This is a genomic window from Longilinea arvoryzae (genome assembly GCF_001050235.1).
Taxonomy (GTDB): Bacteria; Chloroflexota; Anaerolineae; order Anaerolineales; family Anaerolineaceae; genus Longilinea; species Longilinea arvoryzae.
The window spans coordinates 215,318-238,700 of record NZ_DF967972.1 but is presented as its reverse complement, the minus strand read 5'-3'; the positions used below and the strand labels follow the sequence as shown (position 1 = coordinate 238,700).

Below are 23,383 nucleotides of genomic sequence, written 5' to 3'. Positions count from 1 at the left end.
GAATCGATGTAACCAGCGTATCCATTCTTCTGCGAACGGGTTGTAAATCTTCACTTCGTTTGATCTTTCATCGAATTTCTATAAATTTTGGTAAAATTGGCCTATTATGATAGGTTGCGGGTGAACAATGAAAAACGGTATTGGTTCTGCTGCTCTGGCATATGCCTTGTGGGGATTGATTCCAATTTATTTTAAAGCCATTCAAACTGTACCTGCCGATCAAATCCTGGCGCACCGTTTTGTGTGGTCTTTTCTTTTCTTAATTCTGCTGGTGATTCTGCGCCGCGATTGGCCCGCCCTGCGCGCCAGCCTCACCCTGCGCACCTTCTTGATTTACCTCGGCGCGGGCCTTTTGCTGGCCATCAACTGGGGATTGTTCGTGTGGGCCGTCAACAACGGCCATGTTTTGGAAGCCAGCCTGGGGTATTTCATCAATCCTCTGGTCAATGTGGTGTTGGGTGTGGTTTTTCTTCGCGAGCGATTGCGTCCTTTGCAGTGGATACCGGTGGCGTTGGCCTCGGCCGGCGTCTTATACCTTACCATCAGCTTTGGCCGCTTGCCCTGGATTGCGCTGGGACTGGCATTCTCGTTTGGCCTCTACGGTCTGGTCAAGAAACTGGCGCCGTTGGGCCCGCTGCCCGGCCTGACCCTTGAAACCGGCTCGCTTTTTGTGGTTGCCCTGGGTTACCTCATTGCCGTGGAAATTCACGGCGCAGGCAGCTTTGGCCACACCACCCCGCAGCTCAGCCTGTTGGTGGCTCTTTCAGGCATTGTCACGGCTGTGCCCCTGCTGTTGTTTGCCATCGGCGCCCGCCGGGTATCGCTCACCACGCTGGGATTGCTGCAATATACTTCTCCGACCCTCCAGTTCCTGACCGGCATATTTCTTTACCACGAAACCTTCACGGCAGAGCGCCTGATCGGTTTTTGCGCCATCTGGTTGGCGCTGATCCTCTTTTCCGCGGAGAGCCTCATCACTGCCAGGCGGACGATGGCCGCCAGCCCGCTCCCGGCGGATTGACCTGGAAATTGACTTTTCCAGGCAAGTTGATTGACGCGCTTTTCCTATATATAATGAAAGGGGACGATCCCCGCCTGTTATCATCTCCGGATGGAGGTGTTGGATGACTTTGTATAGCGGCCAGGATATCAATCTGGGACCGGTTACGCTTAGCCTGCCTGACCCACGCGAGATCGAAAATTCGGTCAGCATGCCCGATATGGTCGAAGCCATGACGCAGTGGCTGCAGCGGGCCATGTCGGGCAGCGATACGCTCTATTTTGCCATTCGGTTGGATGGGATGCTGGCCGGACAAATTTTCCTCTATGATCTGGACGCGCACGCGGATGAGGCCCAGGTAGGCCTGCACCTGTTCGACCCGGCCATGCGCGGGCGCGGGGTTGGACCGGCCGCGCTGGCATTGCTGCAGCAGTATGTGGCGGAACAAACCAGCCTGAAACGGCTGGTTTTTATGGTCGCCAACAATCACAGCGCCGCCCTGCGCGCTGCCGAGAAGTGCGGGTTCCGCTCCAAGGGGAAATCGAAGAAGGATTCGCAGCAGGTGGTCTACGTTTGGAACGTGCCAACTGACTAAGAATCGTTCCGAAGTCCTATTCCGGAGGTGTCCCTATGCGGCCGACCTGGCCTTCGCCGGTTTTCCCAACCCCTCAGCATCAACGAGCTGCCGAAAAGGCAGCCCGCTTTTTCTCAGGGCGCGAGTCCATCGATACCGTACTGGTGACGAATTCCATCGCCCGCGGGGCGGCCGTGCCGGATTCGGATCTGGATATGAACGTGCTGCTGCGAACAGGCGCAACCCAGGGGCAGGCGGATGCCATGCAATTGGAATGGAACGCATTCCTGGCAGAGGATCCATTGCTGCGCGCTTTCGAAGCCGGCGGACCCTTCCGGCAGGTACATCTCGACGTTACGATCGGCCAGTTCATCCCGTCGGAGTGGGATGACGGCGGCGGTCCGGATGCCTTCGAGATTGGCATCGGCAACCTGCTGCGCGCCGCCCCGTTGGGCCAGCGGGGCGGGCATTTTTTGCAATTCCGGCAACTCTGGTTGCCTTATTATATGGAAGAGATGCGCATTCGACGCTTGCAGATGGTGCGAGGCGCCTGCCGGTACGACCTGAGTTTCGTTCCCTTTTACAGCGCTCGCGATCTGGTTTTTCAGGCCTTCGATCGCCTGTACCGCGCTTTCCAGGAGTTTCTGCAGGGGCTGTTCATCGCGCGGCGGGTCTATCCCATCGCTTATAATAAATGGATCCGCGAGCAGGTGTCCGGTTGGCTGGGATTGCCGGAGTTGTACGACCGGTTGCCGGGCATTCTGGCGCTTCCGGCGCTGGAACCCGCCCTGCTCGATGAACACGCGCGCCGGTTGGAAGCGCTGCTGGAAGAATGGGTTGTGGATTAGCCACACAGATCACAGAGTCCTCAGACTATGTGTTCTGTGAGCCCTGTGTGGCTTTTCTTCCCTTCCAATTCTGATCTACGAATTCCCGAGGTCCTATGAACTCCACCCTTGAACTGCTCAATAACCGCCGCTCGCTGCGCGCCTACAGCGATCAGCCCATAACCGCCGGTGAAAAAGCCGCCATTCTGCAGGGCGCTTTCCGCGCGCCCACCGCCGGCGCCATGCAACTCTACACCATCCTCGAGGTGGCCGACCCGGCCATCAAGGAACGCCTGGCGGAGACCTGCGACCACCAGCCTTTCATCGCCAAAGCGCCGCTGGTGTTGCTCTTCCTGGCCGATTACCAGCGCTGGTGGGACGTTTTCAATTTTTCGGGAGCGCCGGAACGCGCGCGCGAGCTGGGCCGGCCCACCCGGCCGCTGCAGGTGGGCGACCTGATGCTGGCCTGCTGCGATACATTGATTGCCGCCCAAAGCGCCGTCATCGCCGCCGAGTCGCTCGGCATCGGGTCGTGCTATATCGGCGACATCCTCGAAAATTACGAGATTCACCGCGAACTGTTCGATCTGCCGCCGTATGTCATTCCATTGACCCTGGTATGCTTCGGCCACCCGGTCAGCCAGCGCCCGGCGGCCAATCCCTCCCCGCGTTTTCCGGCCGAATATATGGTTCACACCGATCGCTACCGCCGCCTGGCGGCCGAAGAGGTCGAGCCGTTATTCCGCCCGTGGATCGAGCGCATGCAGGCCAGCGGCGGCAAATTCGTCGAAGGGGCTGAAAATTACGGCCAGAGCAATTACCTGCGCAAGTTCATCGCCGAATTTTCCTTCGAGATGAGCCGCTCGGCGGCCGCCATGCTGAAGAACTGGGAGTAAACCCGATGCGTATCATCGACCTGGCTACCTGGCCGCGCCGCCGGCATTTCGAGCTGTTCCGCGGTATGGATTACCCGCATTTTGGCCTGTGCGCGGATGTGGATCTCAGCGTCTTCCGGCCGGCCGTGCGTGCAAAAGGCCTTTCGTTCACCGTTACCACGGCCTACGTGCTGGCGCGGGCCGCCAACGAGATCCCTGAATTTCGGCTGCGCATTCGCGGCGAGCAGGTGGTGGAGCACGAGGTGGTCCATCCATCCTTTACGGTGCTCAACGACCAGGACCTGTTCAGCTTTTGCTCCGTGCCGTACCGCAGCAACCTGTCTGAATTCGCGGCTTTAGCCGTCGAACGCATGGCCCGGGTGCAGGCCGAACCGGTGCTTTCGGACGAAGACGGCCAGGACGACCTGCTGTTCATGACCAGCCTGCCGTGGGTCAGTTTCACCAGCATGGTCCATCCCATTCACATGCACCCGGCCGATTCCGTGCCGCGCATCGCCTGGGGAAAATTTTTCGAACGCGAGGGACACATTTGGATGCCGGTGGCGGTCCAGGCGCACCACGCCTTGATGGATGGGGTGCACGTGGGACGCTACTACCAGCGCATCCAGGAACTCTTCGACCAGCCTGAGAGTTACCTGTAGGCTAGTACTCAGTCATTCTGAATATGAGGGATAGAGACGACGTAGTTTGATACGAGCATTGGCAGTGGTGAACCGCCAATGAGCAGTGGATTCGTGGGCGTTTCGCTCGGCTTCAATAGCCGCAACCTCGCGTTTCAGGGTTTCAATATCAGGAATGCGACGGTTGAGGTACTCACGACCAAAGACGCTTAACTCAATTTCCGCCATATTCAGCCACGATCCATGCTTTGGCGTTGTGGATTTCTAGTTTGCGGGCAATACACCGGGCTTCAGCGGGTTCAACGATATTGTACAAGGCGGCGATGATGTGGGTGTTGAGATTGTCCATCACCACGCGAATACGCTCTGAATCGGGGAAGTAGACATCCACCAGGTCTTTCATGGCATAGGCCCAATCGTTGCCGGTCCGACGGTCGGTGATGTCGACGTGCCGCCAGGCTCGCAGTGGTTCAAAGAACATAAACAGGTTACAGGTTCCGTTGCGCTCGTATTCGTAATCATAGCGAGCAGATTGCCCTGGCATCGTTAGGCAAGGTACACGGGTTTCGCCAATCAATTGCTTGGGTTTCTCATCAAAGCAGACGGTTGGATAAGCGGGGTCGTAGGACATTTCATACACATCCAGGACATCTTCCATCGCAGCCGCGAACTCCGCGCCAGGTTTGGGTATGCACCACTCTTTGCGCTGCCAGGGCTTGAGGTCGTTTTTTTCAAGCGCTGGCGCACCATCTCATGCGAAACGGATTCCACAACACTTAACTCTACCAATGCGCCAGCCAAATGCCGCATACTCCAGACCGCATGACCTTCCGGGGCTTTACTGCACGCCAGAGCGATGAGTTGAGCTTCCGCACGTCCATCCAGCTTGCACTTTGCGCCGGGACGCGGGTCAGCATGCAAGGCTTTCTCTAAATTGCCTTCGACGAAGCGCTGGTGTATGCGTTCAATTTTCGCCACACTGCTGTTCAAAGCCTGAGCAATCTCTTTGTCTTTCCAGCCCTCGTCGGCTTTCAACAGTATACGTGCGCGCGTTAGGAGGTGGGCAGAGGTAATTCCTTTGGTAATCAGACCCAACAATTCTGTTCGTTCGTCCTCGGTCAAGCGTACAATGTATCGTTTCGCAGGCGTTTCTCGACGCCTCCGTTCGTGATCCAACACATCACGAATACACTCTTTGACCACTGCCTTCATCAGGCCCGCGTGCGATAGCGAAGATAGACCCATCCATTACCAAAACGGCGCTCGTCCAGGAGTTCCAGCTTTACGCCTACGCTGCTGGGCAAAACCCGCTTGCCGCCGCCAAGTAGAACCGGTACGACGAGCAGCTGATACTCATCGACCAGCCCGGCCCGGATCGCCTGTGCGGCCAGGTTCGGACCAGCCACCGAAATGTCGTGAGGCAATTGAGCCTTCAGGTCGCGAACCGCCTGCGGTTCGAATTCCCGTTCGAGACGCGTCTTCGGTGTAGAGACAGTCTCCAGCGATTTGGAATAGACGATCTTATCGGCCGCTTGCCAGATCCGCCCGAAGTCCATCATGGCCGGCGTTAGACCAGGAATGACATCTGGCGTTTCCCAAACCATCATCGTCTCATATTCCTTGCGTCCATAGAGATAGATGCCGATGGGGCGGTGCCGGTCGTTGATGAAAGCGGATACCTCCTCGGACGGTGTGGACCAATTTATACTGTCGGTTTCACCCGCGATAAAGCCATCCAGCGACGTAGGCGTAAAGTAGATCAATTTGGCCATTGTTCAGCCTCCATATCGAATCACCAGGGTTAACGATACGACAGTGCCAGTATAGTACGTTTACGTCCAATTTAACTGCCATGAAACGCCGTATTCATCGTCGGCCCAGGCAAATTTCTGGCTGGATCCGTACTTGCCAAGCGGCATATGGGCATAATTAGCTTAAGTCCTTTTGCTGATGAAACAACATCGCCTTCATCCCTCATAATCAGGATGACTAAGGACTAGTTTCCGATCGCGGCTTTTCCGTTTTTTATACGATTTCTGAACCAGATTTTTGCATCAAAGCCGTATGATGACGCCAATAACGATTTCGTTGGAGGTGTCCATCATGAAAAGCGATTTACAAAAACACAACTGGTTGATCGATGCGGTCTTATTTGGCGCATTCATCCTGAGCTTTTTTCTCGATCTGACCGGCCTGCCGCTGCATCAGTGGCTGGGCCTGGCGGTGGGCGGGCTGGTGCTCTATCACCTGGCGCGCCACCGGAACTGGGTAAGCGCGGTCGGACAGCGCCTCTCGGAGCGCCTGACCAGCCGGGCGGGCGGGTATTTCCTGATCGATTTTGGATTGCTGTTTGGCTTTGCTTCGATCATCCTTAGCGGGGTGCTGATCTCCACCTGGCTCGATCTGGTCTGGGCCAATATGGCGGTTGTCTGGGCGTTCCACGTGGTTTCGTCCCTGCTCACCCTGAGCCTGTTGTTGGTAAAGATTGGCCTGCACGCGGGCTGGATCCTGCGAACAGCCCGCGAACGCGTCTTCACAGCCCGGCGTGGGGTCGCCGGACCACCCGGCGTGGCCTCACCGAGCGTTAATGATGCCCGCGGGCGGCGGGAATTTTTGAAGCTGATGGGCGCGGTCGGGGCGGTTTCACTGATTGCGCTGGTCAACGGCGCCAGCAGCCTGAGCCAGGCCTCAGCCTCGCAGAGGTCGACATCCGAGGACCTGGGAGAGATAGTGGCTCCCCAGAGCTCGGCCACCGTCAGCACCCCGCTGGAGGCGGCAAATACGGCAACACCCAGCGCCGCGGCTCAATCCGTTTCGCAGGCATCGGCCCAGGTCGGCAGTTCACAAACTTGTTCCGTGCGCTGCCCGAGAGGCTGTTCCTATCCGGGGCACTGCCGGCGCTACACGGATGCGAATAACGATGGGAAGTGCGATCAGGGCGAGTGCGTTTGAACCTCCGGCGCTTCCCAGGTTAAGGTGCTCTCATTCTCCTTTTGTAGCGGCGGATCGCCGCTTCCCACCGGGGAGTGTGTCTGCCGATTTTTGGGGGAGCACCATTCTGAAAACCTCCGCGCGCAAGGGAAATCCGGTCGATGGACCGGCGCGAATGTGCAACTTATTCTGTACAATTAACGTATATCTTTTAGTTCATATGATTCAGTGGAATCGCCGGGGACTGGTTTCCCCGCCGTTTTGAAGGAGGTTCAGAATGGATTTTGGTGAAGTTCTTTCTCGCGCCTGGCACATCATCTGGAGACACAAGATTTTGTGGATCTTCGGTATTTTCGCCGGGCTGGTATCGCAGGCTGGCAGCGGCGCTGGCAGCCGGGGTGGATCGCGCATTCAATATACTTTCGACTCGGGGGATTTTGCAAACGGTATTGTCATTCCACCGGAGTTTCAGCATATCGTCGATAACATCGAGCATTTCTTCAACACCGCCCCGGTCTGGTTCTGGGTGGTGTTGGGCGTCAGCCTGTTCATCCTGGGGATTGCTTTCTGGGCGTTGAGCATCATCGGGCGCGCCGGTCTGGTGCGGGGTTCGGTCGACGCGGACGAGGACGCTTCCCTGCGCTTCGGCAGTCTGTTCAATCGATCCCTGTATTACTTTGGCCGGCTGTTCCTCTTCGATCTGCTGATCTTCGTATGCAGCCTGGTCGTGACCGTGGCGGTCGTTCTGCTGATTGTGGTTTTCGGTGTCGCCACGCTGGGCATCGGCCTGCTGTGCCTGATACCGCTCCTCTGCCTGCTGGTCCCGCTGGGCTGGGTACTGAGCATTTACCTGATTCAGGTCCAGGTGGCCCTGGTGGCTGAGGACCTGGGCGTGTGGCCGGCTTTTGCCCGCGCCTGGAAGGTGGTGACCGGGCGGCTGGGTGAAATGGTGGTGATGGGCCTGATCCTGTTCATCATCCGCCTGGCGGCCGGCATTCTGCTGGCCATCCCCTTCGGAATGGTCTTTGCACCCTTCATCTCATCCTTGTTGACGACAGGCGGCATCACCTCCGCCGCGGTGACCGCCGCGCTGGTGATCGGGCTGGTCCTGCTGCCCTTCGCCATCCTGGCCGAGGGTATCTTGGAAGCGTATGTCCTGGGAGCCTGGACGCTCACCTTCCGCCGTCTGACCGGTAAAAAGGCGGGCAACCCCGCGGCAACAGAGCCGGTTGCGCCGGTCGCCCCGGCAGCGCCCGTTCCGCCGGAAGCGCCGTCCGCGCCGGTGGACCTGCCCCCGCAGGCATAACCGATTTCCGATCGACAGCGAAATGCAAACGAGAGGCGATCCATGGATCGCCTCTTTTTGTTTCCCCGAATCCGCCCCTAGTTTTCGATGGGAAGCATTCCGAACCCGCTCCAGGGGACAAAACTGCCCCTGCGGGTTTTGGCAGGCTCGTCGATGAGGATTCTCGTCTCCAGTAAATCCTGGAACAGATCCGGATCGAAATAGGTCACTCGAAAAACCGGGGTGGAGCGGCGGATCTCGACCTGGGTAGCGCCGGGCTCGAAATCGATCAACACATCCGCAAGGTAACCCTTTGCCGGATAAAACAGATAGATGCGCGCGTACTCGCCATATTCCCGTTGGCCAATTTCGGTCCAGTAACGCTCCGGCTCCCCCAATTTATCGAAGAGCTCTCCCAGACGGATCGAATTCACGGTTGTGATGCTGATGGCGGTAACGCGATCGTCGTTGAAATAGATTGCGCCGGTGCCATCCGGCGCGGGCCTTTGAAAATTCCAATGGATATCTGAAATCCGATCGTCCCGATCGTTTTCGATGATGAGCGAATCCGGATTCACTTCTTTGATCTTGCTCAGTGCGGTATAAATTGCATAGGGCTCTTCCTGACCGGGATGGATCCCATACCAGCAGGTAGGGTCGCACTGCGTGCTGGTCAGGATGACGGATGGTTTCTGTAGAATTTTATTCAGGCCGGTAAGCGCACCTGCGGCGACGACGATGGATAAGACGATCCATGCGATGGTCTTGCAAAATTCCTTCATTTTTTTGTTTCCTTAAAAAGATTATCGGAACATCATCAAAGAGATTATTAACATCATTATATAGGAATATCAAAAAACGATTTCGGATCGACCATCACTTCCTTTTTGCGCCTCCGTCTCCAACCAAGTATAATGGGCCCATGCAATTTACCCTTCACACAATCTTCCCTGAAATGTTACGCTCCGATTGGAATGCTTTGCTGGAGGAGAGCGTTTCGCATGTACCGTTTTTACGATATGAATATCTTTACAGTTGGTGGCAAACCCGCGGCGGCGGTGAATGGCCGGTCGATAGCGATCTGGTGATCGTCACCGCCACACAGGACGGACGCCTGGCCGGCATCGCGCCCTTGTTTCGCGCCAACCACGCCGGCCGTAAAGCGCTGATGCTGATTGGAAGCATCGAAGTCTCGGATTATCTCGATTTCATCGTCCGGCCGGTTGACCTGGACGATTTTCTCGCCGGGCTGCTGCCTTTCCTGGCGCAGGAAGTGCCCGACTGGCAGGCGCTGGACCTGTATAACCTGCTGGATTCCTCGCCCAGCCTGACGGCGTTGCAACGCGCCGCTGCCGGGCAGGGTTGGCGTTTTGCCGCCCAGCAGTTGGAACATTCGCCTTACATTCCGTTGCCGGGCGACTGGGAGACCTATCTGGCGAGCATCGATAAGAAACAGCGCCACGAGATTCGCCGCAAGATGCGCCGCGCGGAAGAGGCTGCCGTCCCGATCGACTGGTCGATCACCACCGATCCGGCCGCGTTGGAAACCGACATGGAGACTTTCCTGGCGTTGATGAGCCAGGATCCCGAAAAGGAGACGTTTCTGACGCCGGCCATGCGCCAGCATATGCGCAATACCATGTGCTGCGCCTTCGAGGAGGGCTGCCTGCAACTGGCGTTTCTGAATATCGACGGCAAACGCGCTGCCGGCTACCTGAATTTTCACTACATCGACCGCCTGTGGATCTACAACTCTGGCCTCGACCGCTCCTTCAGTGAATATTCACCGGGCTGGGTGCTGTTGGGCGATCTTTTGAAGTGGGCCAACGAAAACGGCATTCGCGAATTCGATTTCATGCGCGGCGACGAAGAATACAAATACCGCTTCGGATCGGTCGATCGCTTCGTGATGCGCGCCACGCTGGTGCGCGAAGAAATCGCGAACGAAGCCGTCTTAAAACCAGACGCCCTGTGCAAAGCAGCCGGCAGCGGGAGAGGTTGATCCTCGAACTGTAGCCGTCGAGATCGCCACTTGCGGCGCGCCGGGCAAAAAATTTAATACAACCGCGCGTTGAACATGCTACGATGACCTTGCAGGCTCATCGGATCGGCTTGCAAGGTGGGATAGCATGAATGGCAAAAAAATATTCCGGGATTCACTGGTGGGCTTGATCGCACTGGTCCCTGTGCTGATCTACAGCGGAATAGCCTATCTCTTTTTCACAATCTACAATTCTGAGAACAAGGGTCCCTATACGTTCACCAGCCTGTCGGCGGATCTCGATCTCGATGGAGACCAGGATATCCTCATGGGACGCGCCCGGTATGAGGCAGCGATGACCGTTTGGGCCGGACCACTCCTGTGGCTCAACCAGGGCGGCGGCCGATTCATCCTGAGCCAGCCGGATTTGCCCGGCAGTCTGGCCGTCAGCGGTGGTGACATCGATCAGGATGGGGATACGGACCTGCTCACCTATGGCGTTTACAAGGCAACCTGGGTGATCAATCAGGGCGGCGTTCAGGGGGGTAAAGCCGGCAGCTTTCCGAACACGTACGTTATCCCCGCATCTCCCTCTTCGTTGAGCTTTCTCCCGATGGACGGATCGTTGGCGTTGGGCGACCTGAACGGCGATGGCCGCCTGGATGGCCTGGTGACCTCCTGCTGCAATCCGGTCGATGATTCCAAAATCAACCCCGCCACGGTTCAGAGCTGGACCTTTTTCCGCGAAGCGAATATTGGGGACCGGCTGGCCTTTCGGACGGCGCCATTGCCCGAGCTGGATCGGGTTCCTGTCCGCGCCACGACGTTGGGCGATCTGGACGGCGACGGGGACCTGGATGTTTACGCGGCGGTCGGTTCGAAGCAACTCAACGCGGGCCCGGCCGCGGCGGACCGGGTGCTGCTGAACGACGGCGCCGGCAATTTGAGCGACTCCGGCCAGCGCCTGGGAGAGGTCGACAGCACCGCCGTGGCCCTGGAGGACCTGGATGGCGACGGCGACCTGGATGCACTGGTGGGCACGCGAAAAGGCGCGCAGGCGATGATCAATCGCGGCGGAATGCAGGGGGGAGAGATGGGCGTCCTGGATGATTACGGCCAGGTCATCGCCGGTCCCGCGACCACGCGGATCTTCCTGGAGGATTTCGATCGCGATGGGGCCCTGGAGGCGCTGGTGGCCGGCCAAAAATGGGCCTACCTGTGGCGTCTCGAATGGAAGGATGGCCGCCCGGCCTTCAAGCGCGTGGGACCGGGGTTCGAGTATCGGGAGAGTTTTGGTCTGGCCGTTGGCGATTTCAACGGCGACAGCCTGACGGACGTCTTCGCCGGCGCGTCCAACGGCCGGTACATCGTCTGGACGAATCAAGGGAATGGAAATTTCAGCGAAACCATTGGCCTTTCCGGCAATGAGAACTGAGCCAGGGATGCCAAACCGGGCGGCTGCCGCCAGGCAGCGGATGGCCCTGGTAAAAAAAGGACGGCCCCGCCGGGCCGTCCGAATTCGGCGTTATCTAAACTTCCGCGAACGCAGGGCCAGGAATCCCAGCGCGCCGCCGCCCAGCAGCACCAGGATGCCCAGGATCCCGAGCATGGGCGAGGTGCCGCCTTCGGCCGGGGAGAGCACCCGGGCCGCGCCGCTGAGCTGGGCGCCGAAATCGACGTTGCTGGTTTCGCCGGCGCGCACGGTGAGCGTATAGTTCAACTGGGTGGTCGCGTTATATCCTTCCGGTACGCCCACCGAAACGTTGTACTCGCCCTCGTCCAGATCCGAAAAACAAACCGGAACGCTTGTCCCCAGGGTGGTGCCGGTGAGGGATACCTTGCCGACCCGGTCGGTCAGGCTGATGGCGCCGCCGACGATGCCGGTTTCGTTTTCGTCCGGCACGCCGTTGCCGTTGACGTCATCGAACAGATAAACGCAGACTTCGCCGGTTCCGTTAAAGGGCGTGGGCGAGGGCAGGATCGCCGTGGGCGTGGTGGTCGGGCCGGCCGTGGGGGCGACCGCCGTAACCTGTGCCAGCAGCAGTTCCTGACCCACGGACAATACACACGCTTCGTTAAGTGAATTGAGTTCACGAAGCTGGGTCAACGAAACCCCGGTGAGGAGGGAGATGCTCAGGCAGGTCTCGCCAGATTTGACCACATAAACGATGCGCCCATCCGCGTCCGGAGTGGGAGTGTTGTAGTAAATTTGCGCCCGAGGCGCAGCAGTGGCAGGCATGGTCAGCAGTCCGAGGAAAACACATACCCCGAGCAGCCCTGCCAGCCAAAATAGGCGTGAAGTATGGGTATTGCGTACTGAAGGTGTCATGGGTACAAAAATTATAACAGATAAACGCCAACCTGAATCCGGAGGGAAACTTGCAAGCCTAGAGGGTGTTTTCTGGTACAATCACTGCCGACCTCGCGATGGGATTGGATATGGAACAGAAAACGAAGATTCGAGTTTTATTCGTATGCTTGGGGAATATTTGCCGTTCCCCCATGGCTGAAGCGGTATTCAGGCAGATGGTGAACGAGGCCGGGCTGGGTGAGAAGATCGAGATCAGTTCGGCTGCCACCAGCCCCTGGGAGGTCGGAAAGCCGCCCCACCCCGGTACGCGCGCCGTGCTCAAACAGCACGCCGTCCCCCTCGACCCTGCCAAACGCTCGGTGCAGATTCGCCGGACCGACCTGGATGGGGTGGATTACCTGATCGGAATGGATTACGAAAATTGGGTCGATTTGCGCCGGTTGAGCAACGGCGCAATCCATGTTTATCGTTTGATGGAATTTGCAGGCCCGGATTTTCCGGCCGATATCCCGGACCCGTATTATGACGGCAATTTCGAAACTGTCTTCGAACTGGTGGAAGCAGGTTGTCGGGGCTTGTTGGAGAAGATTAGCCATTAGCCATTGGCCATTAGCTATTAGCTGGTGGCTTTTTGGGAAAAATTTCTTCGGTTTACCCCGTGGTGGCGACGTAAACCGCCAGATGACTTACGTCATTATTACAGAAAATCAATTGCATTGGGGATGAGTTGATTTAGCCGAATACTGAATCAACGAATAACGGAATCACGCTTCACGCTTCACTCTTCACTCTTCACTTCTTACTTATTCTCATACCACATGCCGTAATCTTCCAGGAGTTGGAAATTCGGTGCGGCCGGATCGTCCACGGCCAGGTCGGAGAGGGGAAAAACGAAGCTGCGCCCGCCGCGCTGCACCAGAGCGAACAATCCGTTGTCCGGTTCGATCCCCGAAAGCTCACGCACCTCGACCTCCATGTCCAGGTTCAACGGTCCGCAGTCCTGTTCGACCACCACGCGCGCCATAAACGGGAAGCTTAGTTTCGCGTTCAAATACGATTCCCAGGCATCCAGGCAGGTGAACTTTGGATTGGCCTTGAAGGCATCTTTCAGAATCCGGTAGATGCGTTTCCCCTGCAAGCCCAGATCGGTCCAGGTATAGCGCGCCAGCAGATCGGTGCGCGCCTGTTCGGTCTGGGCAAGGGTATCGCGCGGTTGAGCGACCTGCAGATCCCGGACTTCCATCGCCTGCCCGACCCAATCGGAATCGGCGTTGATGAAGCGCTGAATCAAGCCCGGGGTGAGCTGTTGGAGCGTCGGGCTGTCCCATTCCACCCATGCCACCAGAACGCCGCTGTCCGGATCGATGGCCATCTCCATCACGCGCCCTTCCCACCCGGAAAGATCGGCGCCGGTTTCCGGCTCGATCACCCCCGAACGCACCCGGACGTTGTCGCCGGGTTGGATGTTACCGCCTTCCTGAGCTTCCTGCAGGGCCGTGTGGATGGGTTCGCCGACGGCATCGAAGACCATGGTGTGCACTTCCAGGTCGAACCACTCGTCGAACAGCCGGGCGGTGCGTTTTTCGGGCCAGGTGGAGCGGTCGGTGCACCAGCTTTCCAGTTCCATTTCGAACAATTGGGGCTTGTAACTTTTAAGCCAGTTCAGGGCAGCATCGGTCGTGTCCATCTCGGGGGTCAGGATTACGGTCGCGTCTTCCTGCAGCGCCTCCAGCGGAATCAATTCGTCCGTGCCGCGCACCGCCGGGCGGTTTACCCATTCCATGAACGGCCTGAGCGGGTGAATGACAACGGCGAAACGGTTAATGGATTCCATGCGAACACTCCGAGAAAAGACAAAATCAAAGCTGGATTCAAACGCACCCTTCATTTTACATCGTTTCGCCGCGTTTCAGGCTACAATCAAAGTCTCGATCCGCTTCTTACCATCCCTTCAAGGAGTCACTGCATGAATTTCGGAGTCGCCCTGCCTTATCTCAGCGCGCGAGAGATTGCCGAATTAGCCTATCTGGCCGAAGAGCACGGTTGGGACGGCGCCTTTGTCGGCGATGCCATCTGGACCGTCGATCCGATCGTGTCACTGAGCGCGGCCGCCATGCGCACGCAGCGCATTCGCCTGGGCGTGATGGTGGTGCCCGTGCCGCTGCGCAAGCCCTGGAAAATTGCCTCGGAGAGTGCCGCTTTGGATCACCTGAGCGGCGGACGCCTGACGCTGGCGCTGGCCACCGGCGCGGTGTGGATGGGCTGGCAGGCTTTTCCGGATGCGGTGACCGATACCCGGTTGCGGGCCGAGATGCTCGATGAGACCATCGACATCCTGACCCAACTGTACGCCGGGCAACCCTTCGATTATGACGGACGCCATTACCATCTCAAACTCACTGCGCTGGACCCGCAGTATTACCCACCCCGGCCGGTTCAGCAGCCACGCATCCCGCTGTGGGTGGTGGGCGCCTGGCCCAGGCCAAAATCGATGCGCCGCGCGTTGAAGTGCGACGGCGTGCTGCCGGTCAAATCCGGCGCAAACGGGCAGTTTGCGGCGCTGACGCCCGCGGAAGTGGCCGAGGTGAAGGCTTACATTGAAGCCAATCGCGCGGCGCAAACGCCCTTCGACATCGTGATCGAGGGCAGCACGGCTGGGCTGGATGCGGTTGAACGGCAAGCCAGACTGGCCGCTCTGCGGGATGCCGGCGCCACCTGGTGGATCGAAGGCCTGTGGGGAGCCACGTTTGAGGAGGCCGCGGAGCACATTCGAAAGGGCGCGCCTACCATTTAGGAGTAGCGTTGTTCCCTGAAAATCGGATTGCCACCCATCCATGGAGCTTTTTACTGGAAGAATTCCTTATTCCGTTGGGCATATCGGCCGAATTTTGGGTTAATCTGCAAAGCGCTGATGACCTGTCCAAATGCCATCCGACGCGGAGCGTTGAACGCTTGATGGCAGCCGAATAATTCGAGAGGATCGGCTCATTCGCCGCGTTTTCGCAGGAATGCTTCCAACTCGGCGCGCGTGGGTAGCGAGGGCTGCGCGCCGGCGCGGGTGACGGTGAGTGCCCCGGCCGCACAGCCGCGGCGCAGGGATTCTTCCACGCTGCGGCCTTCCGCCAGCCCGGCGGCAAACGCGCCCACGAAAGCATCCCCGGCGGCGGTGGTATCCACGGCAAGCACGTTGAAGGCCGGGACGTAACCCTGCCGGGCGGTTGAGGCCCAGCGCACCCCCTGGTCGCCCAGGGTAACGATCAGATTGGCCACGCCTTGTTCCAACAGCGTTTGGATGCCGGCATCCAGGTCAGTTTGGCCGGAAAGCAGGCGCAGTTCGGGCTGGTTAGGCACCAGATAATCGATCCAGGCCAGGAGTTCAGGGCTGAGGGGTTGGGCGGGGGCCGGGTTGAGAATGGTGGCTGCGCCGTACTTGCGTCCCAACCTGGCAGCGGCTTCGACCGCCGTGAGCGGAACTTCGAGCTGCATGACCACCGCCCCGGCGTCCGCGAAAACTGCCTCGGCGGCGTAGACGTCCTCGGCGCTCAGGCGCCCGTTTGCGCCGGCCGCCACCACGATGGTGTTCTGCCCATCTTCGCTGACCGTAATCAGGGCCACGCCGCTGGCCGCCCCGGGGTCTTCCCGGACATGGGTGGTATCCACGCCGTCGCTCTGCGCGATGGACAGCAGCGAGGCTCCGAAATCATCCCGGCCCACGCGCCCGATCATGCGCACCGGCGCGCCCAGGCGGGCCGCCGCCACAGCCTGGTTGGCGCCTTTGCCGCCCGGAAAGGTATGGAATTCACCGCCCAGCAGGGTTTCACCCAGGCGCGGGTGGCGCGCCACGCGCACCACCAGGTCCATGTTCAAACTGCCGACGACAATGATGGGTTGGGTCATGAGATTTCTCCTGTAGAAATTCTATCACGGCGGGAGAGAAAGATTAGCCACAGAGAGCACAGAGGACACAGGGGATAAGAAAGAAGAGAAGAAAGATTAGCCACAGAGAGCACAGAGGGCACAGAGGGTAAAGAAAAGAGTTGCAACGTAGTAAGGCGAGGTTGTTTTCATGAGAAGTAAGGCGTGAAACGAGAGCCGAAAGCTAAAACCGAAAAATGCTCGAAGGTTGATTTTTGTTTTCCGCAGCTTCCGAGATTTTCTTTTTCTCTCCGTGTCCTCTGTGGACTAGTATGATGAAAATGATGAGTGATACCATACAATGGGACCCGGCAGGCCGATCGGGTATAGGTCATAAGAGGCCGTCACAGAGCAGGGTCGCCGGGTCCGTCGTGTATGTTGCCCGAACAGTTGTGGGGTCCAAGAGACCGTATTCTGCTAGAACGGGCACATCCATTATACAAACAGACGAGGGCAGAATGGAGCAGCAAATCTCAGTAAGTGTGGTCGGGATTGATGTTTCAAAGAACCGGCTGGATGTCTCAATCGCGGGCCAGGATTGGGCAGAAAGCAACGATATCATCGGGATCGAGGCCTTCATTGATAAGCTGAAACCTCTAGCGCCTGGATTGATCGTAGTGGAAGCCACGGGAGGACTGGAACGAGCGGTGGTCTCGTTATTATCCCTGGACGGCTTTCGGGTGGCGGTGGTCAATCCTCGCCGAGTCCGCGAATTTGCCCGCTCGATTGGCCTGCTGGCCAAGACCGACAAAGTCGATGCACGCTTACTGGTTCGGTTTGGAGAAGCCATCCAGCCCGAGCCGACCCGCTTACCCAGTGAAGAAGAACAGCAGCTCACAGCATTGATGACCCGACGTCGCCAGGTGATTGAAATGCTAACCATGGAGAAAAACCACCTGTGCAGCGCCCATCCGAGCATGCAGACCAGCATCCAGAAGATCATGCAAGCCCTGCAGCAGGAGTTGGTTGAGCTCAACCATCAGATTGATGACTTGATTGGGCATACGCCTGACTTTCAGGAAAAGAATGACATTCTTCGTTCCGCGCCTGGGGTGGGCCAAGTTACGGCTGCCATTCTGCTCTCAGATCTGCCTGAGTTGGGAGCCCTGGGCCGCAAGGAGATTGCTGGCTTGGTCGGCGTAGCTCCCTATAACAATGACAGTGGCCGTCATCGGGGGAAGCGTCGGATCAAAGGCGGACGGCCTTGTGTCCGCACGGTTCTGTACATGGCTACCCTGAGTGCCACGAAATATAACCCTATCATTCATTCTTTCTATCATCACCTCCTGGCCATGGGAAAGGAGAAAAAAGTGGCGTTGGTCGCCTGTATGCGGAAGTTCTTGGTGATCCTTAACGCTATGGTTCGTGATCGGCGTCCCTGGCAGCCTTTTCCCTCAGTTTTAGCCTGATTTTCTTTCTTGACATTCTACACAGTTGCTCTGTGGCTTCCTCATTCCTCATCACCCTTCACCTCTTTCCCCTTTCTTTTGACTAAAGTGGATACAACAGGTAAAATATGGCCATGCCGAATGATGTGATGAGCACGCTGACCAAGGAACAACTCGAAGAGCGCCTGGTGGCGCTGCACCGCGCCAGTCTGGATCTGGTGCGCGATATTTCGCTCGAATCGCTGCTGAAGCGCATTGCCACGCTGGCCTGCGAACAGGCCAATGCCCGTTATGCTGCGGTGGGGGTGGTTGGCGTCAACGGCGAGCTGGAGCAGTTCATCACCGTCGGCATGAGCGATGCAGAAGTCGCCCGCATGGCGCACCCGCCGGTCGGGCGCGGGCTGATCGGCGCACTGATGCGCTCCAAAGCCCCTATTCGTATAGCCGATATTGCCGGCGACCCGCGCAGCGCGGGGTATCCGGCGCACCACCCGCCCATGAAGTCGTTTCTGGGCGTACCCATTCGCCTCGGCAACGAAGCCCTGGGCCAGATTTACCTGACCGATAAGATCGATGCGGATGAGTTTTCCGAGGCTGACCAGCAGATCATTGAGATGCTGGCCTCTTACGCCGCCGTCGCCATCTCCAACGCGCGCCTGTATCGCGAACTCATTCAACGCGACCGGGTGCTGACCCGCCGCAACGAAAACCTGGCCCTGCTCAACACCATGGCCTCCACCATGTCCACTTCAGACGATATCGACCTCATCGTCCGCCAGAGCCTGGGGCAACTGCTCAGTTACCTGCGTCTGGAGGTCGGCGAGGTGTTTCTGCGCCGCGAGGACAGCGAAGTGCTGCAGATGGTCCATCACCAGGGCATGCTCATCGACCGCCTGTGGAAAAAGGACCAGGTTCTCATCGGCGAGGACATCATCGGCGCGACCGCCAAAGACAACCAACCCCGCCTCTTCACCCTGCCGGATAAGGTGTTGACCTCACTCAACCCGGCCGTTCAGGATACCTGCCTGCGCTACCTGGCCTGCATGCCGCTGACCGGACGGCGCGGTACGCTGGGCGTGCTGGTGGTGGCCACCTGCCACAGCCAGCCCCTGGACGAGCTCGAAACCCAATACCTGGCCACCATCAGTTCCTGGCTGGGCACAGCCATCGAGAACCTGCGCCTCAACGTGCAGGGCAAGCGTCTCGCCATCCTCGAAGAGCGCGAGCGCATTGGCATGGACCTGCACGATGGGATCATTCAATCCATCTACGCCGTTGGCCTGACCCTGGAACATGCCCGCTTGTTGATGAGCGAAGACCTGAACGGAGCCCACCAGCGCATCGATCAGGCCATTGCCGACCTGAACAGCACCATTCGGGATATTCGGGCTTATATTCTGGATCTGCGCCCGCGCCAGCTTCACGATGAAGATCTGATGCAGGGCATCCAGCGCCTGGTCAATGAATTCAAGGCCAACACCCTGATTCCCGTGATCCTGCAGGGGCCGGCGGACGGATTCCCCGGCATGACCGACGGCGAAGCCCTGGCCATGTTCCACATCACCCAGGAAGCGCTGGCCAACATCGCCAAGCACGCCCGCGCGAAGAAAGTGGAAGTGGTGGTCTGGAAGACCTCGGACCGCGTGCTGCTCGAGATTCACGACGACGGGCGCGGTTTCGATCCCACCAAGGTTCACGTAACCATCGGGCACGGCGTTTCCAACATGCAAACCCGCGCCCGCAATGCCGGCGGGGATGTGGAAATCTATTCCGAACCCGGCCAGGGAACGACCATCACCACCTGGGTGCCCTTCCGTGAATCCATTCCGGGCTGAGAAGATTCAGACCTCCGTTCGACCAATCGATGACCGCGGCCGTCAGGTGCGCGGTATTTTTGGGCGCATCGCGCCGCGCTACGACCTGATGAACCGCCTGATGACCTTCGGGCAGGATGTGCGCTGGCGGCGCGAGGTGATCCGGCGGGCAAAGCTTGCGCCGGGCGGCTGCCTGCTCGACCTGGGCGCCGGCACCGGCGACCTGGCCCGCGAAACGCTGCGCCAGGTGCCCACGGCGCGGGTGACCGCTGCGGATTTCACGCTGGAAATGATGCGGGTTGGCCGGAAACGCCCGGGCGCGGCGGGTTTCAGTTGGGCCGCCGCGGACGCATTACATTTACCCTTTACCGGCGCGTGTTACGACGCGCTGGTTTCCGGTTACCTGCTGCGCAATGTGGCTGACCTGGACCGGGCGCTTTCGGAGCAGTTGCGCGTGCTCAAACCCGGCGGCTGGATGGTGACCCTGGATACCACGCGCCCGGTGCGCAACCTGCTCTCGCCGCTGATCCACATCCACATGCATTTCGTCATTCCGCTGCTGGGAACCTTGCTCACCGGTCAGCGGGATGCTTATACTTATTTGCCGGATACGAGCGAGAATTTTCTCTCCGCCGAAGCGCTGGCCGACCGGATGACCCGGGCCGGCTTCGAGAACGTCGGTTTTCACCGCTTCAACTTCGGCACGATGGCCATCCATTGGGGGAGGAAGCCTTTAGCGGTCAGCCATTAGCTTTTAGCCGTTAGCTTTTAGCCTTTAGCCTTTAGCTGTTAACTGTTGTTTGTTGTCTATTACTCTGTAAATATAGTACGGGACGACCCACTGACAGCTAATCGCTAACCGCTAACTGCTTCTTCCGTGTACAATAATCAAATGGACGCGCCGGATCTGCCCATCAATCAGGTGCTGGAAGGCGACTGCATCGACGTCTTGCAGAGGTTGCCCGCCGAATCGATCGATCTGATCTTCGCCGATCCGCCTTACAACCTGCAACTCCGCCGCGAGTTGTGGCGTCCCAACCTGACGCTGGTGGACGGCGTGGACGATGCCTGGGATCAGTTCGGCTCGTTTGCCGATTACGACGCCTTCACCACCGCCTGGCTGAGCGCCTGCCGGCGCGTGCTCAAACGCAGCGGCACGCTGTGGGTCATCGGCAGCTATCACAACATCTACCGCGTGGGGGCGCGCCTGCAGGACCTGGGATTTTGGATCCTCAACGATGTGGTGTGGATCAAATCCAACCCGACCCCCAATTTCCGGGGCGTGCGCTTCACCAACGCCCACGAGACGCTGGTGTGGGCCCAAAAGGAGCGCGGCGCGACTTATACTTTCAACCACCACGCCATGCGCGCACTGAACGAAGACAAACAGATGCGTTCCGATTGGATGCTGCCGATTTGCACTGGCCGGGAGCGCCTGCGGGTCAACGGGCAAAAGGCGCACACCACTCAAAAACCCGAGGCGCTGCTCTACCGCGTGCTGCTGGCCAGCTCCAATCCGGGGGATGTGGTGCTCGATCCTTTTTTCGGCACGGGCACCACCGGTGTGGTGGCCAGGCGCCTCAACCGGCGTTGGATTGGCATCGAGCGCGACCCCAAATATGCGGCCCTGGCGCGCGAGCGCATCGCCGCGTCGCCGCCGCCCGGAAGCGCCCCCGGGGTCTACGCCAGCCACAATCCGCGCCGCGAAACGCGCCTTCCCTTTGGCGCGCTGCTCGAAAACAATCTGCTTCAGCCCGGTGATCCGCTCTATTTTGGTGAGCAAAGCGCCATCTGCGCCCGCGTGCAGGCGGATGGCTCGCTCGAGTATAATGGACAGCGCGGGTCCATTCATAAGATCGCTCGTTCATTGCACCCCGGACCCTGCAACGGCTGGCAGCTCTGGTTCTATGAGGACGCCGGCAGTCGAGAACGCCGGCCCATCGACCTGTTGCGCCAGCAATTGCGGGACCTACTCAAATCATCCGACGAGGGAGAAAAATGACCGAAACAATCGCTTCCTATCAACAAAAGAATTGGGATCTGTCTGAGCTGGTTTCCGGAGGCATGGACAGCCCGGAACTGGAAGCAGCTTTCAAAAGAATCGATGAAATGGTGTCCGAATTCGAGACCCTGCGCCCGCAGTTGACGCCGGCGATCTCGACTGAAGAATTTCTGGCTATCGTCGCCAGGCTGGAAGAAATCAGCCTGGCCACCAACCGGTTGGGCAGCTTTGCCTCGCTGTCTTTTTCCGCGGACACGCAGTCGCAGGCGGCGCAAACCCTGATGCAGCGCGTCGAGCAGTTCTTCGCCGAGCTCGAGAACCGCACCATTTTCTTTACGTTGTGGTGGAAGGACCTCTCCGACCAGGACGCCGCCCGCCTGATGGCTCCCTCCGGCGACTACCACTACTGGTTGGAGGAAATGCGCCACTTCAAACCGCATACCCTCAGCGAACCCGAAGAAAAGATCATCAACATCAAGAATGTCACCGGCGCCAGCGCGCTGCAGATGCTCTACCGCTCGCTCTCGAACCGCTATAGCTTCAAGTTGACCATCGACGGCCAGGAGAAGGAATTGACCCGCGGCGAGCTGATGGTCTATGTGCGCCAGCATGACGCCGACCTGCGCGCTCAGGCCTATCAGGAACTGTATCGTGTCTACGGGGATGACGGTCCCATTTTGGGACAGATCTACCAGGCGCTGGTGCGCGATTGGCGCAACGAACAGGTGACCCTGCGCAAGCACGGCTCGCCAATGGCCGCCCGCAACCTGATCAATGACCTGCCGGATGATGTGGTCAACACGCTGCTCGGGGTTTGCCAGCGGAACACGGGTGTATTCCAGCGTTTCTTCAAACTCAAAGCGCGCTGGTTGCAGATGGAGAAACTCCGCCGCTATGATATCTACGCGCCGGTCGTAAAATCAGACAAGAGATACAATTTCGGCGCGGCTGCCGGCCTGGTGCTGGATTCTTTCAAGCAGTTCGATCCGAAATTCGCCGAACTGGCCGAGCGCGTCTTTGCCCAGGACCATCTCGACGCCGAGGTGCGCAAGGGTAAACGCAGCGGCGCCTTCTGCGCCACGGCCATTCCACAGCTTACCCCATGGGTCCTGCTCAACTACCAGGGGCACGCCGATGATGTGGCCACCATGGCTCACGAACTGGGGCACTCCATACATTCCATGCTGGCCGCACAGCACAGCGCCTTCACCGCGCATGCCTGCCTGCCGCTGGCAGAGACAGCTTCGACTTTCGCCGAAATGGTGCTGGTCGACCGGTTGTTGAAGGAAGAAACCGACGAAGCCGTGCGCCGCGATCTGCTCTTCCGTCAAATGGACGACGCGTACGCCACCGTGCAGCGCCAGGCTTACTTCGCGCTGTTCGAGCGCGATGCCCACGAATTGATCCGGCAGGGCGCCTCGGTGGATGACCTGGCGGACGTCTATTTGAAGAACCTGCGCCAGCAATTCGGCGACGCGGTGGATGTCAGCGACGAGTTCCGCTGGGAGTGGGTTTCCATCCCCCACATCTACGACGTGCCCTTCTATGTTTACGCTTACACCTTCGGCCAGCTCCTGGTTTTGGCCCTCTACCAGCAATACAAGGCTGAGGGTGGAGCCTTCAAGCCGCGCTATATTAAAATTCTCGCAGCGGGCGGCTCGGTGGCGCCGGTGCAGCTTTTGGCCGACGCCGGCATCGACGTGCGCCAGGATGCTTTCTGGCAGGGCGGTTTCGATGTCCTGTCCGGCATTGTCGATCAGTTGGAGAAGCTGCCGGTAGGGTAAGAGTCTGTGCGGGTTGGGTCGGGCGATGGAGCCCCGGGCCGGGCGGGCAATTTGG

At 58.7% G+C, this 23,383-nt stretch carries 21 protein-coding genes and 1 pseudogene; 16 read left to right on the top strand and 6 right to left on the bottom strand.

From position 1 onward, the window contains the following. The first annotated feature begins 127 nt into the window (after positions 1 to 127). The 5 genes from rarD (at position 128) to LARV_RS01075 (ending at position 3,938) form a co-directional block, all read left to right on the top strand. The gene (gene rarD, locus LARV_RS01095; protein WP_075071899.1) at positions 128 to 1,021 is read left to right on the top strand and encodes an EamA family transporter RarD; all 894 of its coding nucleotides are present in this window, start codon (positions 128 to 130) and stop codon (positions 1,019 to 1,021) included. 103 nt (positions 1,022 to 1,124) lie between these two features. Next, positions 1,125 to 1,595 (top strand): GNAT family N-acetyltransferase, encoded by a 471-nt coding sequence (locus LARV_RS01090; protein ID WP_075071898.1) that lies wholly within the window; start codon positions 1,125 to 1,127, stop codon positions 1,593 to 1,595. Between the two features lie 35 nt (positions 1,596 to 1,630). Next, positions 1,631 to 2,422, top strand: a complete 792-nt coding sequence (locus LARV_RS01085) for a hypothetical protein (RefSeq protein WP_075071897.1) — start codon at positions 1,631 to 1,633, stop codon at positions 2,420 to 2,422. A gap of 95 nt (positions 2,423 to 2,517) precedes the next feature. Then, the gene (locus tag LARV_RS01080) at positions 2,518 to 3,297 is read left to right on the top strand and encodes a nitroreductase family protein (protein ID WP_075071896.1); all 780 of its coding nucleotides are present in this window, start codon (positions 2,518 to 2,520) and stop codon (positions 3,295 to 3,297) included. Positions 3,298 to 3,302: 5 nt separating this feature from the next. Further along, entirely contained in the window at positions 3,303 to 3,938 is a 636-nt protein-coding gene (locus LARV_RS01075) for a chloramphenicol acetyltransferase (RefSeq protein ID WP_075071895.1), read from the top strand. A 12-nt stretch (positions 3,939 to 3,950) separates the two neighbouring features. Here the strand turns inward: LARV_RS01075 and LARV_RS20005 are convergent. Together LARV_RS20005 and LARV_RS01060 are read right to left on the bottom strand one after the other, a co-directional pair. After that, a pseudogene (locus tag LARV_RS20005) lies at positions 3,951 to 5,093 on the bottom strand (IS630 family transposase). Between the two features lie 35 nt (positions 5,094 to 5,128). Beyond that, positions 5,129 to 5,689 (bottom strand): dihydrofolate reductase family protein, encoded by a 561-nt coding sequence (locus LARV_RS01060; protein WP_075071893.1) that lies wholly within the window; start codon positions 5,687 to 5,689, stop codon positions 5,129 to 5,131. Between the two features lie 331 nt (positions 5,690 to 6,020). On the opposite strand from LARV_RS01060, the gene LARV_RS01055 reads away from it, so the two are divergent. Both LARV_RS01055 and LARV_RS01050 read left to right on the top strand, forming a co-directional pair. Next, on the top strand, positions 6,021 to 6,869 hold the full coding sequence (locus LARV_RS01055) for a hypothetical protein (RefSeq protein ID WP_075071892.1): 849 nt from the start codon (positions 6,021 to 6,023) through the stop codon (positions 6,867 to 6,869). Positions 6,870 to 7,125: 256 nt separating this feature from the next. Then, positions 7,126 to 8,154, top strand: coding sequence for a hypothetical protein (locus tag LARV_RS01050; protein ID WP_075071891.1), 1,029 nt, complete (start codon positions 7,126 to 7,128; stop codon positions 8,152 to 8,154). Between the two features lie 77 nt (positions 8,155 to 8,231). Here LARV_RS01050 and LARV_RS01045 read toward each other — a convergent pair whose 3' ends face one another. Beyond that, positions 8,232 to 8,915, bottom strand: coding sequence for a hypothetical protein (locus LARV_RS01045; protein ID WP_075071890.1), 684 nt, complete (start codon positions 8,913 to 8,915; stop codon positions 8,232 to 8,234). Between the two features lie 140 nt (positions 8,916 to 9,055). On the opposite strand from LARV_RS01045, the gene LARV_RS01040 reads away from it, so the two are divergent. Then, positions 9,056 to 10,135 carry a GNAT family N-acetyltransferase gene (locus tag LARV_RS01040; protein ID WP_172797752.1) on the top strand — a complete coding sequence of 360 codons (1,080 nt, stop codon included), beginning with the start codon at positions 9,056 to 9,058 and terminating at the stop codon, positions 10,133 to 10,135. A 127-nt stretch (positions 10,136 to 10,262) separates the two neighbouring features. After that, positions 10,263 to 11,549, top strand: coding sequence for an FG-GAP repeat domain-containing protein (locus LARV_RS01035; RefSeq protein WP_075071888.1), 1,287 nt, complete (start codon positions 10,263 to 10,265; stop codon positions 11,547 to 11,549). A 90-nt stretch (positions 11,550 to 11,639) separates the two neighbouring features. Here the strand turns inward: LARV_RS01035 and LARV_RS01030 are convergent, their stop codons facing one another. Then, the gene (locus LARV_RS01030; protein WP_083522232.1) at positions 11,640 to 12,443 is read right to left on the bottom strand and encodes an SdrD B-like domain and LysM peptidoglycan-binding domain-containing protein; all 804 of its coding nucleotides are present in this window, start codon (positions 12,441 to 12,443) and stop codon (positions 11,640 to 11,642) included. A gap of 98 nt (positions 12,444 to 12,541) precedes the next feature. Between LARV_RS01030 and LARV_RS01025 the strand changes: the two genes are divergently transcribed. Further along, a complete protein-coding gene (locus LARV_RS01025) occupies positions 12,542 to 13,024 on the top strand; it encodes a low molecular weight protein-tyrosine-phosphatase (RefSeq protein WP_075075062.1) in 483 nt (160 codons plus the stop codon). Between the two features lie 200 nt (positions 13,025 to 13,224). On the opposite strand, the gene LARV_RS01020 is transcribed toward LARV_RS01025, so the two are convergent. Continuing rightward, the gene (locus LARV_RS01020; RefSeq protein WP_075071886.1) at positions 13,225 to 14,259 is read right to left on the bottom strand and encodes a calcium-binding protein; all 1,035 of its coding nucleotides are present in this window, start codon (positions 14,257 to 14,259) and stop codon (positions 13,225 to 13,227) included. A 132-nt stretch (positions 14,260 to 14,391) separates the two neighbouring features. Between LARV_RS01020 and LARV_RS01015 the strand changes: the two genes are divergently transcribed. Beyond that, positions 14,392 to 15,219 (top strand): LLM class flavin-dependent oxidoreductase, encoded by an 828-nt coding sequence (locus LARV_RS01015; protein WP_075071885.1) that lies wholly within the window; start codon positions 14,392 to 14,394, stop codon positions 15,217 to 15,219. A 191-nt stretch (positions 15,220 to 15,410) separates the two neighbouring features. On the opposite strand, the gene rbsK is transcribed toward LARV_RS01015, so the two are convergent. Next, positions 15,411 to 16,322 carry a ribokinase gene (gene rbsK / locus LARV_RS01010; RefSeq protein WP_075071884.1) on the bottom strand — a complete coding sequence of 304 codons (912 nt, stop codon included), beginning with the start codon at positions 16,320 to 16,322 and terminating at the stop codon, positions 15,411 to 15,413. A gap of 476 nt (positions 16,323 to 16,798) precedes the next feature. Here rbsK and LARV_RS01005 point away from each other — a divergent pair, with 476 nt between their 5' ends. From LARV_RS01005 to LARV_RS00985, 5 genes are all read left to right on the top strand, one after another. Continuing rightward, positions 16,799 to 17,749 carry an IS110 family RNA-guided transposase gene (locus tag LARV_RS01005; RefSeq protein ID WP_075071883.1) on the top strand — a complete coding sequence of 317 codons (951 nt, stop codon included), beginning with the start codon at positions 16,799 to 16,801 and terminating at the stop codon, positions 17,747 to 17,749. 107 nt (positions 17,750 to 17,856) lie between these two features. Next, on the top strand, positions 17,857 to 19,563 hold the full coding sequence (locus LARV_RS01000; protein WP_075071882.1) for a GAF domain-containing sensor histidine kinase: 1,707 nt from the start codon (positions 17,857 to 17,859) through the stop codon (positions 19,561 to 19,563). Then, positions 19,544 to 20,293: a ubiquinone/menaquinone biosynthesis methyltransferase gene (locus tag LARV_RS00995; RefSeq protein WP_172797750.1), complete on the top strand. Its 750-nt coding sequence runs from the start codon at positions 19,544 to 19,546 to the stop codon at positions 20,291 to 20,293. The genes LARV_RS01000 and LARV_RS00995 overlap by 20 nt, the downstream gene beginning before the upstream one ends. A 141-nt stretch (positions 20,294 to 20,434) precedes the next feature. Beyond that, the gene (locus LARV_RS00990) at positions 20,435 to 21,544 is read left to right on the top strand and encodes a site-specific DNA-methyltransferase (protein ID WP_075071881.1); all 1,110 of its coding nucleotides are present in this window, start codon (positions 20,435 to 20,437) and stop codon (positions 21,542 to 21,544) included. Beyond that, positions 21,541 to 23,328 (top strand): M3 family oligoendopeptidase, encoded by a 1,788-nt coding sequence (locus LARV_RS00985; protein ID WP_075071880.1) that lies wholly within the window; start codon positions 21,541 to 21,543, stop codon positions 23,326 to 23,328. Before LARV_RS00990 ends, LARV_RS00985 begins: the two co-directional genes overlap by 4 nt. Positions 23,329 to 23,383: the final 55 nt, after the last annotated feature.

Excerpts from the sequence above, each read along its gene's own strand:
- rarD (WP_075071899.1), top strand. The coding sequence starts at position 128 with ATGAAAAACGGTATTGGTTCTGCTGCTCTGGCATATGCCTTGTGGGGA.
- LARV_RS01000 (WP_075071882.1), top strand. The coding sequence starts at position 17,857 with ATGGCCATGCCGAATGATGTGATGAGCACGCTGACCAAGGAACAACTC.
- LARV_RS01085 (WP_075071897.1), top strand. The coding sequence starts at position 1,631 with ATGCGGCCGACCTGGCCTTCGCCGGTTTTCCCAACCCCTCAGCATCAA.
- rbsK (WP_075071884.1), bottom strand. The coding sequence starts at position 16,322 with ATGACCCAACCCATCATTGTCGTCGGCAGTTTGAACATGGACCTGGTG.
- LARV_RS01055 (WP_075071892.1), top strand. The coding sequence starts at position 6,021 with ATGAAAAGCGATTTACAAAAACACAACTGGTTGATCGATGCGGTCTTA.
- LARV_RS01060 (WP_075071893.1), bottom strand. The coding sequence starts at position 5,689 with ATGGCCAAATTGATCTACTTTACGCCTACGTCGCTGGATGGCTTTATC.
- LARV_RS01080 (WP_075071896.1), top strand. The coding sequence starts at position 2,518 with ATGAACTCCACCCTTGAACTGCTCAATAACCGCCGCTCGCTGCGCGCC.
- LARV_RS01045 (WP_075071890.1), bottom strand. The coding sequence starts at position 8,915 with ATGAAGGAATTTTGCAAGACCATCGCATGGATCGTCTTATCCATCGTC.
- LARV_RS01025 (WP_075075062.1), top strand. The coding sequence starts at position 12,542 with ATGGGATTGGATATGGAACAGAAAACGAAGATTCGAGTTTTATTCGTA.
- LARV_RS01015 (WP_075071885.1), top strand. The coding sequence starts at position 14,392 with ATGAATTTCGGAGTCGCCCTGCCTTATCTCAGCGCGCGAGAGATTGCC.
- LARV_RS00990 (WP_075071881.1), top strand. The coding sequence starts at position 20,435 with ATGGACGCGCCGGATCTGCCCATCAATCAGGTGCTGGAAGGCGACTGC.
- LARV_RS00985 (WP_075071880.1), top strand. The coding sequence starts at position 21,541 with ATGACCGAAACAATCGCTTCCTATCAACAAAAGAATTGGGATCTGTCT.
- LARV_RS01075 (WP_075071895.1), top strand. The coding sequence starts at position 3,303 with ATGCGTATCATCGACCTGGCTACCTGGCCGCGCCGCCGGCATTTCGAG.
- LARV_RS01035 (WP_075071888.1), top strand. The coding sequence starts at position 10,263 with ATGAATGGCAAAAAAATATTCCGGGATTCACTGGTGGGCTTGATCGCA.
- LARV_RS01040 (WP_172797752.1), top strand. The coding sequence starts at position 9,056 with ATGCAATTTACCCTTCACACAATCTTCCCTGAAATGTTACGCTCCGAT.
- LARV_RS01030 (WP_083522232.1), bottom strand. The coding sequence starts at position 12,443 with ATGACACCTTCAGTACGCAATACCCATACTTCACGCCTATTTTGGCTG.
- LARV_RS01005 (WP_075071883.1), top strand. The coding sequence starts at position 16,799 with ATGGAGCAGCAAATCTCAGTAAGTGTGGTCGGGATTGATGTTTCAAAG.
- LARV_RS01090 (WP_075071898.1), top strand. The coding sequence starts at position 1,125 with ATGACTTTGTATAGCGGCCAGGATATCAATCTGGGACCGGTTACGCTT.
- LARV_RS01020 (WP_075071886.1), bottom strand. The coding sequence starts at position 14,259 with ATGGAATCCATTAACCGTTTCGCCGTTGTCATTCACCCGCTCAGGCCG.
- LARV_RS01050 (WP_075071891.1), top strand. The coding sequence starts at position 7,126 with ATGGATTTTGGTGAAGTTCTTTCTCGCGCCTGGCACATCATCTGGAGA.